9 protein-coding genes and 4 tRNA genes are annotated in these 11,840 nt (G+C 59.6%); 5 read left to right on the forward strand and 8 right to left on the reverse strand.

The annotated features are described in order from the left end of the window. Positions 1–41: 41 nt before the first annotated feature. From BN1128_RS23690 to BN1128_RS23700, 3 genes are read right to left on the reverse strand one after another with little or no spacing between them, the layout of a single operon-like run. Complete coding sequence (locus tag BN1128_RS23690) at positions 42–3,122, reverse strand: multidrug efflux RND transporter permease subunit (RefSeq protein ID WP_042873558.1); 3,081 nt, start codon at positions 3,120–3,122, stop codon at positions 42–44. Between the two features lie 15 nt (positions 3,123–3,137). Continuing rightward, positions 3,138–4,244: an efflux RND transporter periplasmic adaptor subunit gene (locus BN1128_RS23695; RefSeq protein ID WP_042873561.1), complete on the reverse strand. Its 1,107-nt coding sequence runs from the start codon at positions 4,242–4,244 to the stop codon at positions 3,138–3,140. After that, a complete protein-coding gene (locus BN1128_RS23700; protein ID WP_042873563.1) occupies positions 4,241–4,831 on the reverse strand; it encodes a TetR/AcrR family transcriptional regulator in 591 nt (196 codons plus the stop codon). Before BN1128_RS23700 ends, BN1128_RS23695 begins: the two co-directional genes overlap by 4 nt. A gap of 257 nt (positions 4,832–5,088) precedes the next feature. Between BN1128_RS23700 and BN1128_RS23705 the strand changes: the two genes are divergently transcribed. The 5 genes from BN1128_RS23705 (at position 5,089) to BN1128_RS23725 (ending at position 6,247) form a co-directional block, all read left to right on the forward strand. After that, positions 5,089–5,165: transfer RNA gene (locus tag BN1128_RS23705), tRNA-Arg, on the forward strand. 51 nt (positions 5,166–5,216) lie between these two features. Continuing rightward, positions 5,217–5,292, forward strand: a tRNA-His gene (locus BN1128_RS23710). A gap of 20 nt (positions 5,293–5,312) precedes the next feature. Then, positions 5,313–5,398 (forward strand) — tRNA-Leu (locus BN1128_RS23715). A gap of 73 nt (positions 5,399–5,471) precedes the next feature. Continuing rightward, positions 5,472–5,548: transfer RNA gene (locus tag BN1128_RS23720), tRNA-Pro, on the forward strand. A 186-nt stretch (positions 5,549–5,734) separates the two neighbouring features. Next, on the forward strand, positions 5,735–6,247 hold the full coding sequence (locus BN1128_RS23725) for an RICIN domain-containing protein (protein WP_042873565.1): 513 nt from the start codon (positions 5,735–5,737) through the stop codon (positions 6,245–6,247). A 119-nt stretch (positions 6,248–6,366) separates the two neighbouring features. Here BN1128_RS23725 and BN1128_RS23730 read toward each other — a convergent pair whose 3' ends face one another. The 5 genes from BN1128_RS23730 to rpoZ form a co-directional block, all read right to left on the reverse strand. Next, on the reverse strand, positions 6,367–7,179 hold the full coding sequence (locus BN1128_RS23730; protein ID WP_042873627.1) for a Cof-type HAD-IIB family hydrolase: 813 nt from the start codon (positions 7,177–7,179) through the stop codon (positions 6,367–6,369). A 90-nt stretch (positions 7,180–7,269) separates the two neighbouring features. After that, positions 7,270–8,310, reverse strand: a complete 1,041-nt coding sequence (locus tag BN1128_RS23735) for an alpha/beta fold hydrolase (RefSeq protein ID WP_042873567.1) — start codon at positions 8,308–8,310, stop codon at positions 7,270–7,272. Beyond that, complete coding sequence (gene trmH, locus BN1128_RS23740; RefSeq protein WP_042873568.1) at positions 8,300–9,043, reverse strand: tRNA (guanosine(18)-2'-O)-methyltransferase TrmH; 744 nt, start codon at positions 9,041–9,043, stop codon at positions 8,300–8,302. The genes BN1128_RS23735 and trmH overlap by 11 nt, the downstream gene beginning before the upstream one ends. Positions 9,044–9,311: 268 nt before the next feature. Continuing rightward, positions 9,312–11,426: a bifunctional GTP diphosphokinase/guanosine-3',5'-bis pyrophosphate 3'-pyrophosphohydrolase gene (gene spoT / locus BN1128_RS23745; RefSeq protein ID WP_042873570.1), complete on the reverse strand. Its 2,115-nt coding sequence runs from the start codon at positions 11,424–11,426 to the stop codon at positions 9,312–9,314. Positions 11,427–11,560: 134 nt separating this feature from the next. After that, the gene (rpoZ, locus tag BN1128_RS23750; protein WP_005307060.1) at positions 11,561–11,836 is read right to left on the reverse strand and encodes a DNA-directed RNA polymerase subunit omega; all 276 of its coding nucleotides are present in this window, start codon (positions 11,834–11,836) and stop codon (positions 11,561–11,563) included. Positions 11,837–11,840 lie beyond the last annotated feature (4 nt).

Here is an 11,840-nt window from a genome sequence, read left to right on the forward strand (position 1 = left end):
AAAAGGCCCCGAATCGGGGCCTTTTGCATTCAAGTCGGTAATCAATGACTCCCTTTCGCCTTGGGCGGAATGGATTCATCAAACACGGGCAAGGGTTTGTGCTCGGAGGCCAGGTAGGTGTAAATCACCGGCAGCACGAACAGGGTGAAGATGGTGCCGATCGCCAGACCGGCCACTATCACTATGCCGATGCTGAAGCGCTGGGCCGCACCGGCGCCAGCCGCGTACAGCAGCGGGATCAGACCCGCGATCATGGCCGCCGTGGTCATCAGGATGGGGCGCAGCCGCACCTTGGCCGCCTGCATCACAGCCTGGGTCCGGTTCAGACCGTGCAGCAGCTGCTCCTCCTTCGCCACTTCGCAGATCAGGATCCCGTGCTTGGTAATCAAGCCCACAAGCGTGATCAGCCCCACCTGGGAGTAGATGTTCATGGTGGCCATGCCCCACGCCAGTGCAATCAAGGCACCACTGATGGCGAGCGGGACCGACACCATGATCACCAGCGGGTCACGTACCGATTCGAACTGGATGGCCAGCACCAAGAAGATGATGGCCAGCGCCAGCGCGAAGGTGGCATAGAGGGCGTTGCCTTCGGTCACGAACTGGCGAGCCTCACCCATGAAGTCGTAGCGATAGCCTTGCGGCAGCTTCTCTTCGGCTGTGGTCTTGAACCAGTTGATCGCGTCTCCCATGGCCACACCCGGTGCCGGTACTGCGCCTATGGTGGCGGAGTTCAGCTGGTTGAAGTGGGGCAGGGCACGGGGTTCACCCACGACTTCGATGTTGATCAGGCTGCCCAGCGGGATGGATTTGCCGTCGGCCGCCCGCACGTAGTAACCCTTCATGGATTCCGGGTTCATGCGGTATTTGCGCTCGACCTGGGGGATCACCTCGTAGGAGCGGCCATCCAGGTCGATGCGGTTGACGTAACCGTCCGCCATCATGGTGCCCATGGTGATGCCTATGTCCTGCATGGTGATGCCGTAGGCACCCGCCTTGTCCTTGTCGATCTTGATCTTCATGGTGGCGGAGTCGTAGTTCAGATCGAGATCCGAATAGACGAACTGGCCATTGGCCTGGGCGGCCGTCAGCATCTCGCTGGCGATCAGGAACAGACTCTCGAAGCTGTTCGGGGTGGTGATGACGAACTGGATCGGCAAGCCGCTCGATGCACCCGGCAGTTCAGGGAACTGGAAGGTGGTGATGGCCATCCCTGGGATGTCCTTCACCAGTCCGGCGACCCGATCCAGCACCTCTTTCTGGCTCGCTTCACGCTGGCTCCAGGGCACCATGGAGGCGATACCAAACGCCTGATTGGCGTTGAATACCCCGGAGAAGACCTGGGAGTAGGCGATTTCCGGCTGCTCATCCAGGATCTTGTTCACGTCCGCCATGGTGTTTTCGATGTAGTCCAGGTTGGCGTTGGAGGGCGCGGTGCCCAGTACCGCCATGACGCCTTTGTCTTCCGACGGTGCCAGCTCGCTCGGGATGAACTTGAACAGCAGCGGCAGGCTGCCGAATACAATGACGGCGAACACCACGACCACGATGCGCTTCTGCATCACGGCGTGCAGCATGCGGTCGTAGCGTTCAGTCATCCGATCCAGCAGGTGATGCACTGTGCTCTCGAACTTGCCTGGCTGCTCGTTGGCCTTGAGCATTTTGGCGCACATCATGGGTGACAGGGTCAGCGCTATGATGCCGGAGACGAAGACCGCCCCCGCCAGAGTCAGCGCGAACTCCTTGAACAGGGAACCGGTGATGCCCCCCATCAGGGCGATCGGCGCATACACGGCGGCCAGGGTGACCGTCATGGCGATAACCGGCACGGCTATCTCGCGGGTCCCTATGATGGCGGCCCGGAAGGGCTCCTCCCCCTGCTTGATGTGGCGGTCGACGTTCTCCAGCACCACTATGGCGTCATCCACCACCAGACCGATCGCCAGCACCATGGCCAGCAGTGTCATCAGGTTTATCGAGAAGCCGAACAGATCCATCATCATCACCACGCCAATCAGACTGAGCGGTATTGTGATAATCGGGATGATGACCGCGCGGAACGAGCCGAGGAACAGGGTGATCACCACCAGTACGATGGCGGCCGCCTCCAGTATGGTCTTGATGACTTCGTGGATGGACTCGTTGATGGCGATGGTGGAGTCATACAGCACGTTGGCCTGCATGGTGCTCGGCATGTTGCTCTTCAGGCTCGGCAGCAACTCCAGTACATCGTGGGCAATGTTGATGGGGTTGGCGGTCGGGGCCGCGTTGACCGCCATGACCACGGCTTCGCGGCCGTTGGCACTGGCGCGGTAGATGTCGTGGCTCTTCTCCAGCGTCACCTTGGCGATGTCGGAGAGGCGGATCACCTTGCCGTCACGGGTCGCCACCACCAGACGCTTCAGCTCGTCGACATCCTTGACCTGAGTCTCGGCATTGCCGTTGAACAGGGTGAAGTAACCGGTCGCCTGACCTGTCGCCGACTGATAGTTGTTGCTGTTGAGCACAGTCATCACGTCGCTTGAGGTCAGATTGAAGGCCGCCATCTTGGCCGGATCCAGCCATACCCGCAGGGCAAACTCGACACCGCCGTAGAGGTCAACCTTGGACACGCCGCCCACGGTAAACAGCTGCGGCTTGATAACCCGCTCCAGATAGTCGGTGATCTGGCTGGAGTTCAGCTCCGGGCTGGTAAAGCCGAGGTAGAGCACCGCCGTGGTGGAGCCGGTGGAGGAGGTGACCGAGGGGTCTTCCGCCTCTTTCGGCAGTTGGGATCGCACCGAGTTGACCTTGGCCAGTATGTCAGACAGCGCGGCGTTCGGGTCGGTGTTCAGCTTCATGAAGGCCGTCACGGTGGAGCTGCCCAGCTGGCTGGAGGAGGTCATGAAGTCGATGTTGTCGGCTTGCGCCACCGCCTGCTCCAGCGGCTGGGTGATGAAGCCCTGGATCAGGTCGGCACTGGCACCGTAGTAGCTGGTGCTGACCGTGATCACCGTATTGGTGACCTCGGGGTACTCCCGTACCTGCATCTTGAAGATGGCCTGAAAGCCCAGCAGGGCGATCAGGAAGCTGAGCGAGATCGCCAGCACAGGCCGTTTTATGAATATGTCAGTAAATCGCATTGCAGATCTCCGCGCTTACAGCATCGGGGTTTGTGCCGGAACGGCCAGGGCATCGTTTTCGACCACGCGCACCTTGGTGTCGTTGCTCAGGCGAACCTGGCCCGACAGCACAATCTCGTCCCCGGCCTTGATACCGGACAGCACATGTACGTCATTGCCGCGACGTTCGCCCGCCTTGACCACGACCTGCTTGGCCCGCTTCATGCCGTCCACCTCGTGGATGACATAGACGTTTTCGCCATACAGGGTGAAGGAGATGGCCGATTGCGGGATCACCATCTGCTCTTTCACCGTGGGCAGTATGATGCTGGCGCGGGCGAACATGCCGGAACGGAGCTGACCCTCGTTGTTCGGGATGTCAGCCTGTACTTGGATCAGGCCGCTCTGGTAGTTGACGGCCGGTTCGATGGCGGTGATGTGGCCGTCAAACTGGGTCTGGGGATAGGCATCCACGTTGATCTTGATGATCTGGCCCAGGGTGATTTTCGAGATGTCGGTCTGGGGCACGGTGAAGCGCAGGCGCATCACGCTGGTGTCTTCCAGCCGCACTATATCGGTACCCGGTTGCAGGTACTGGCCGAGGAAGACGTTGCGCAAGCCGACAACACCGCCGAAGGGGGCGCGGACTTCACGACGGGCTATGGTCGCCTTCAGGCTCTCGATGTCGGCCTCCAGCGAACGGTAGCTGGCTTCGGCATCATCCAGCTGATCCTTGGAGATGGAGCTCTTCTTGTAGAGGTTCTGGAATCGCTCGAATTTGGCACGCGCGGCTGGCAGCTTGGCTTGGGACGCTCGCAGATTGGCTCGCTCCACACTGGAGTCCAGGCTCAGCAGCAGCTGCTCCGCCTTGACCGGCTTGCCGGATTCGAAGGTGATGGCATCGATGGTGCCTGCCAGTTCGGTGGACAGCGTCACCCCCTGGTTCGGTTCGATGAAGCCGATCGCTTCTATGGTCGGTACCCAGTCCTGCGCCTTGGTCACCATGGCGGTCACCGGGAACTCGGGTTCAGGCCGGTTGGCCATGAACTCTGCAATCTTCTTCTGCTTGAACATATTGAAGCCGATGACGCTGCCGAACAGGGCAAGCGCTATCAGCAACATGATGGCCATCCACTTTTTCATGAACAGGCTCCTGAGGTGGAAAAGTTGGGGTTTAAAATGGCATTCCAGCTGGCCCGGATCACGGCTTCCAGCTGTTCTTGCGTCAGTTCAAAGTGGTGAACCTGGCGTTGCAACGCCAGACTTCCCACGCAATCCAGGCTCAGCACCTGCAGTGCCCGGACGGGTAGATCGATAAACAGACCTTGTTCACGTCCCCGTTCGAAGAAGCGATCCAGAGGTGCCCAAGCGGCCATGATGACCGGGTCTTTCTCCAGCTCGGCTCCCAGCGGAGAGCTCTCATACTGCAACTTGCATTTGAGCGCGTTGGGCTCGTCGGCAAAAATGGCGTGGATGTTGAGCCACAAGCGCCGAAATTGCTGAAACGAGACCTCCTCTATCTGCACCCCTTCCATGACCAGGGGATGACACTGGAGTATGGTGTGTTGATAGAGCTGGCGGATCAGATCATCTTTGTCGCTGAAGTAGCGATAGATGGTGCCCGCCGCGACCTTGGCTTTCTTGGCCACTACGGCAATGGATAGGCCGTGGAAACCCTGCTCGCCGAGTACTTCATGCGCCGCATTGAAAATGCGTTCTTTCTTGTTCATGACTCGATTATCACAACGGCTGAATGAACGTTCATTCATTTTAGGGGGGCCTTGAGGCAAGTCAAGTTCTGCTGCGCGCTTGGCCACCATAGTGGGGGGACAAAGTAACGGGGGAGGACTGGATCCAGCCTGAATGAAGGAAAAATGGCATAAAATAGCCATAAGCGATGGAAAAACAAGCGGTTGATTCAACGCAGGCAAAAAAGTGTAGACAAGCATGCTCCCATCATCAATAATGCGCCCCGTTCGACAGCGTAGCGCCCGTAGCTCAGCTGGATAGAGCGCTGCCCTCCGGAGGCAGAGGTCACAGGTTCGAATCCTGTCGGGCGCACCATCAAACGTGCGCCAGTTAAACGGGCGTTGTTGTGGAACGAAAACAGCTGTGGTGGCTGTAGCTCAGTTGGTAGAGTCCCGGATTGTGATTCCGGTTGTCGTGGGTTCGAGCCCCATCAGCCACCCCATTTTACAGCTTGTCAGGTATGCGAAGGTGGCGGAATTGGTAGACGCGCTAGCTTCAGGTGTTAGTGCCCCCCGGGTGTGAGGGTTCGAGTCCCTCTCTTCGCACCATACTTGCTGTATGACGAGGATGACCGATTGGGTCGTCTTTGTGCTTTAGAGTACTTTAGAAAGAAAATTGTCTCGGTGATTAGCGCAGCCCGGTAGCGCATCTGGTTTGGGACCAGAGGGTCAAAGGTTCGAATCCTTTATCACCGACCATATTCAGAAAAACCTCGCTTCGGCGAGGTTTTTCGCTTTCTGGCGTTTGCCATCTCTCCTGTCGTCACACCTTGTCACGTCTGTTTACACTTCTGTTGGCACTTTCTCGCCACGGCTTCGGGTATGCTGGGCCACAGACCCACAGCAAGTGGGCATCATTGAACACATTTCAGGCCAACATGTCATATGCACCCTAATATCGTTCGTGTCAGCACGCTGGCGCTTGTTGTCGTGGCCCTCAGTGGCTGTTCGTTCAAACCCAAGCCGGATGAGATCCTGATGGGCGCCGCGCCCAGGCAGGCCGCCGATACTCCCGCCACTCTGGTGACCAGCGCTGGTTTCTGCGTGGCATTGAATGCCCAGGATCAGCTGATCACCCAGCCTTGCGACCAGACTGCCCGTCAGCAGTTCAGCTGGGATGCCGGTGCCTTGCAGCTCCAGCAGCGTTGTCTGGTGGCCAAGGGAGGGAGTGAGCTCACCATGACGGAGTGTCAGGAGGAAAGTCGTCAATGGCAGTGGCAGGAGGATCGCCTGTTCAACCGCAAGGTCGAGCTCTGCCTGGATGTCGCCGGGAGCCGTCACAAGCCCGGTACACCGCTGCGGCTGACGGATTGCTACGGCGGCGCCAACCAGAGCTTCGAGTGGAAGAGTGAAACGAACGTGCTGGACCAGCTGAACCTGAAGAGCCTCATCTGGTGAGGCTTTTGAGATGGGTAGAGATCGCAGTTGGGATGCGCAACGCTCCCTGCGTCTCGGTTTGAGATGTCGGCCGGAGCATCATGGATACCACGCACGGGCGGTATCCATGACGGCAGGGATCAGGCCGCGCCTGCGGTACTGATGGCGAACAGCTGTTCCAGATAGACGGCAACGCCATCTTCATCCGAACTCAGGGTCTGTTCGTGGTCTGCCAGGGCCAGCTTGAGGCGATCGTGGGCGTTGCCCATCACCACGCCGCGGCCCACCATGTTCAGCATCTCGAAGTCATTCATGCCATCCCCGAAGGCAACGGCCTGGGACATCTCCAGCCCGTGCTGCTCCAGCACTGCGCGCACGGCATTGCCCTTGTGCACCCCGGCGTGCATCACCTCGAGACAGTCCGGCAGGGAGAAGGTGACGTTGAGTCGATCACCATAATGCTGGTTGAGCTGGGCCTCGATCTGCAGCAGCTTCTCGTGGTCACCGATGTAAAACACCTTGTTGATCTTGTCCATCGGATGGGTGGCGAGGTCGGTCAGGCGGTAGGTGAATCCAGATTCGTCATGGAATTGCAGCAACCAGGGTAGTTCCTCTTCCACCAGCCACTCGTCGCCATAGTAAACATTGAGGTGAATGGAGGGGTCGCGCTCCAGCGCGATCAGCTCGGCGGCCACGGCGGCTGGCAGCGCCTGATTGAAGATGAGTTGATCCTGCTTGTCGTGCACCACGGCACCGTTGGAGGTGATGAGGTAGATGTCCAGCCCGAGCGTGTCGCGAATGCTGCGCACGTCCACATGGTGCCGGCCTGTGGCCACCACGAACTTGATCCCCTGTTCCACCAGACGGTGCAGGGTGTCACGGGTGCGGGGGGAGATCTGGTGCTGCTTGTTGAGCAGGGTGCCATCGAGATCGGATACAACTACCTTGAACATCATTACCTCGGCATCAATTGAACGCCGGGGCAGTGTACCCCAGCGTTTTGCGTCACCCCATTTATTTAGGGATCCAAAAAATAACCAGTGTCAGAAGCGATCGAAGAAGGCCAGGGTGGCATTCAGCGCCGTCTGACGCTGGGGATCGCTTTCCATGAACAGCTCGTGCCAGGCTCCCTCTACCCGCAGCGGCTTGCCCCCTTCACACCGAGCCCGGGCGCAGAAGGCATCCTGCGCGGCATTGTCCACCACGCTGTCTTCCCCCGCCTGCAGCAGCAGCAGCGGTGTCTTGATACGATCGGCGGCGGCGATGGCGCTGTCTCCAGCGGCTATTCCCTCGCGGATCCAGTGGGCCGTCACCCCGCCCAGCTTGATCTGCGGGCGCTGTTCGTAGAGCTGGCGAAACGCTTGATAGCGCGGCTTGCTGTGGCTCAGGCCATTCTCGGCAAATTCGTGGGACTGGTAGCTGTCCTGACCCGGGCCATAGGGCGGTTCGCCCAGCCAGCTGCCGACCGTGTCTATGCTGGCCGCCAGCCCCTGTGCCAGCCACTTGGGCAGGCCACCGAGGTTGATGCCCATCATGGGGGAGGAGAGCACGGCGGCCTTGATGTCATCCGGCCAGCGCTCCAGATAGAGCGCCGAGATGGCGCCCCCCATGGAGTGGGCCAGCAGGAACAGCTTGGCGGGCTGGTCTGCCACTATGACCTGGTCGTGAAACTGCTTCAGATCCAGCACATAATCGTCGAACTGGTCGACATATCCTTTCTCCTGGTCGTCCAGCAGGCGATCGGACAGCCCCTGACCACGGTGATCGATGAGATAGAGGCTGTAGCCCTGACGCCACAGATCCCAGGCCAGCTCCTGATACTTGAGATAGCTCTCGACCCGGCCGTTGACGATGAGAATGGCACGATCGACCTTGGCTTGGCGCAGGGCGGCATAGCGGATGGTCACCCCGTCCGTGCCCTTGAACTCCCCTTCAACTGCGTGCTCGCGCCAGAAGTCGGGCAGGGTCTGCTGATGAAGGGTGGCAACCTCGGTTTCGGATGTCAGTGGATAGGGATTGGTCACGGCAAGGGCTCCGGCAGAAAGCAGGGTCAGGGCCAACAGGGGCAAATAGTTAGGCTTCATCGATGTACTCTTCTGAGGTGTCGTCCGACTGCTGTGCGGCCCAGCCCTTGCGGGTCAGTTGCATCTGTTGCCACCAAGCTTCGTCCGCCAGGATTTCGCCGGCTGGGCCCAACTGGGGATAGGGCATCTCTTTCTCTTTGCAGAGCTGGGCATAGATGGGGTAACCCCCCTCGAACAATATGCTGTTCTGCTCCTCCAGGTCGAGCGGGCAGCCGCGCTGATAGCAGCCTGCCAGCTCGCGCTGGCGCTGGGCTTCATACAGGATGGCGGCGGCAGCCACGGAGACGTTGAGGGACTGCACCATGCCCACCATGGGGATGACGATATGGTGATCGGCCAGCGCCAGTGCCTCTTCCCCTATGCCGTGCTTCTCCTGGCCCACCAGGATGGCGGTGGGTTTGGTGTAGTCTATGGTGCGAAAGTCCACCGAGCTGTCGGAAAGGTGTGTCGCCAGGATCTGCATGCCGGCGGCTTTCAGTTCGGCCACGGCGGTGCCTATATCCGGGTGCAGTTTAACGTCCACCCAGTTCTGGCTGCCGCGGGCCGTACCCTTGCGCTTGTGGATCCAGCTCTTGGGCCAGACGGCATGCACCCTGTGGATGCCGATAGCATCGGCGGTGCGCACTATTGCAGCCAGATTGTGAGGCTTGTGGACCTCTTCCATACAGACGGTCAAGTCGAGCTGACGCTGGGCCAGCATGTCAGAAATCCGTTTAAATCGCTCAGGAGTCATATCAGTTTCTATCGGGTGAGGCTTGTGCACTCTTCTTGTGCATACAGACGGTCAAGTCGAGCTGGCGCTGGGCCAGCATGTCAGAAATCCGTTTAAATCGTTCAGGCGTCATATCAGTTTCTATCGGGTGAGGCGGGTGTGCCAAGAGTGCGCAGCAAGCGGGTCGAGTCGGGCTGACGCTGGGTCAGTATGGTGCGGATTTGCTCGAGGTGTTCGGGGCTCATGGCGTATCTCTATAAAAGCAGCAGGCGGCTTGCGCCGCCTGTATTCAGTTCTTTTGTCGGCTCACCTTGAGCACGTTGGGCATCACGCGGATCTTGCGCATGATGTTGGCCAGATGGATACGGCTCTTTGTGGTGATGAGCAGGGTGACCAGATAGACACGGCCATCCTTCTCTTCGGTGCTGATGGCGTGAATGTTGGCGCCGGTGGCGGCAATCACGTTGGCCAGCTCGGCCAGCGCACCCTGATGGTTGACTATCTCTATGCTGATGCCGGTGCGGAATTCCTGCTCCTGATCCTTGTCCACCTCCCACTGTACCGGCAGGTATTTGTCCGGTTCGCGGCTGTAGCCCTTGATGTTGCGGCAGGCTTCCTGGTGGATAACCAGCCCTTTGCCGGGGCTGATGTGGGCAATGATGGCATCCCCAGGGATCGGACGGCAGCAGTTGGCGAAGGTGACCAGCATGCCGTCGGCACCCTTGATCGGCATCTTCTTGCTGCTGGATTTGGGCTGCTCTTCCGGCGGCAGTTCGCCCAGCATGCGGCGCGCCACCATGACGCTCATGGCGTTGCCCAGGCCCACATCGGCCAGCAGACCCTGCAGGTTTTCGTGCTTGGTGTCAGCCAGCACCTGCTTGATGCGCGGTTCCGGAATGTCTTCGATGTTCTTGGCGCCGAGCGCATGGTTGAGCAGGCGACGACCCAGCACCACCGACTCTTCGGTGCGCAGGTTCTTGAGGAACTGGCGGATCTTGGATCTGGCCTTGGTGGTCACTACGAAATTGAGCCAGGCCGCGTTGGGACGGGCGCCCGGCGCCGTGATGATCTCCACCGTCTGACCCGAATGCAGCGGGCTGCTCAGCGGATAGGGGTGGCGATCGACCCGTGAGCCGACGCAGGCATGGCCGATGTCGGTGTGCACCGTGTAGGCAAAGTCCACCGGCGTGGCGCCCGTGGGCAGCTCCATGATGCGGCCTTCTGGAGTGAACACGTAGATCTCGTCCGGGAACAGGTCGGTCTTGACCCCTTCGATGAATTCAAACGAGCTGCCGGCGCTCTGTTGCAGCTCCAGCAGGCTCTGCATCCAGCGCTGGGCACGGATCTGGGCCGTGGTGCCCGAGCTGTCGCCATCCTGCTTGTAGGCCCAGTGGGCGGCAACCCCCTTGTCGGCCATCTGATCCATGAACTCTGTGCGGATCTGTACCTCGACCGGCACCCCGTGCGGCCCCACCAGCGAGGTGTGCAGCGACTGGTAGCCGTTGGTCTTGGGGATTGCGATGTAATCCTTGAAGCGGCCGGGGCGCGGCTTGTAGAGGCTGTGCATCTGCCCCAGCACCCGGTAACAGGTATCTATGTCCTTCACTCTGACGCGAAAGGCGTAGATATCCATTACCTCATGAAATTGCAGCTCTTTTTTCTCCATCTTGTTGTAGATAGAGAACAGGTTCTTCTCGCGGCCGCTCACCTGGGAGTCGATGCCTGCATCCCGCAGACGGCCCTCGATCTCGCTCTGGATGGAGTCGATGATTTCGCGGCGGTTGCCACGGGCGCGGCGCACCGACTCGCGCAACACGCGGGAGCGCATGGGGTAGAGCGCCTCGAAGCCCAGCTCTTCCAGCTCGTTCTTCATGGTATGAATACCGAGGCGGTTGGCGATGGGGGCGAAGATTTCGAGGGTTTCACGGGCGATGCGGCGGCGCTTGTCCGGCCGTAGTGAACCCAGCGTGCGCATGTTGTGGGTGCGGTCGGCCAGCTTGATCAGGATGACCCGGATATCCTGGGTCATGGCCATCACCATCTTGCGGAAGTTTTCGGCCTGGGCCTCTTTGCGATCGCGGAATTTCAGCTTGTCGAGCTTGGAGACGCCCGCTACCAGCTCGGCGACGGCATCGCCAAACAGTTCGGCCAGATCGGCCTTGGTGACTGGGGTATCTTCGATGACGTCGTGCAGCACGGCGGCCATCAGGGTTTCGTGATCGAGTCGCATGTCGCCGAGAATGCGGGCAACGGCAACCGGGTGGGTGATGTAGGGCTCGCCACTGGAACGCATCTGTCCCTGATGGGCATCACGGGCCACCACATAGGCTTGCCTGAGCTTCTCAACCTGCTCTGGCGGCAGGTAGGAACTGGCTATTTCTTTAAGATTTTCAAATAAATACAAGACAGTCCCCGCAGCGGTGAAACGGCAATCCGTGGAATTGAGGAATAGTCCTGAGTTTGCGAGGTTTTCGAGCGGTTGTAAATGGGAAGAACAGTCGGCACCCGGGCGGGCGCCGACTATGAGAAATAACTGACTTAACCGCGACCTTCGGCGATGGCAGCAACGGCAGCCAGCTCGGCAGCTTCCTGTTCTTGCTGCTCGTAGCGGTCCTGGGTGTCCATCACCTGGTTGTTCACCAGACCCAGCTCGATCTCGCGCAGGGCGATCACGGTCGGCTTGTCGTTCTCTTCGTCAACCAGGGGATCTTTGCCTTGAACCGCGATTTGGCGGGCGCGGCGGGCGGCGACCAGCACCAGGTCAAAACGGTTACCTACCTGTTTTACAGCATCTTCTACAGTAACGCGTGCCATGCAG

The sequence above is a fragment of the Aeromonas piscicola genome, from assembly GCF_000820005.1.
In the GTDB taxonomy this organism is placed as follows: domain Bacteria; phylum Pseudomonadota; class Gammaproteobacteria; order Enterobacterales; family Aeromonadaceae; genus Aeromonas; species Aeromonas piscicola.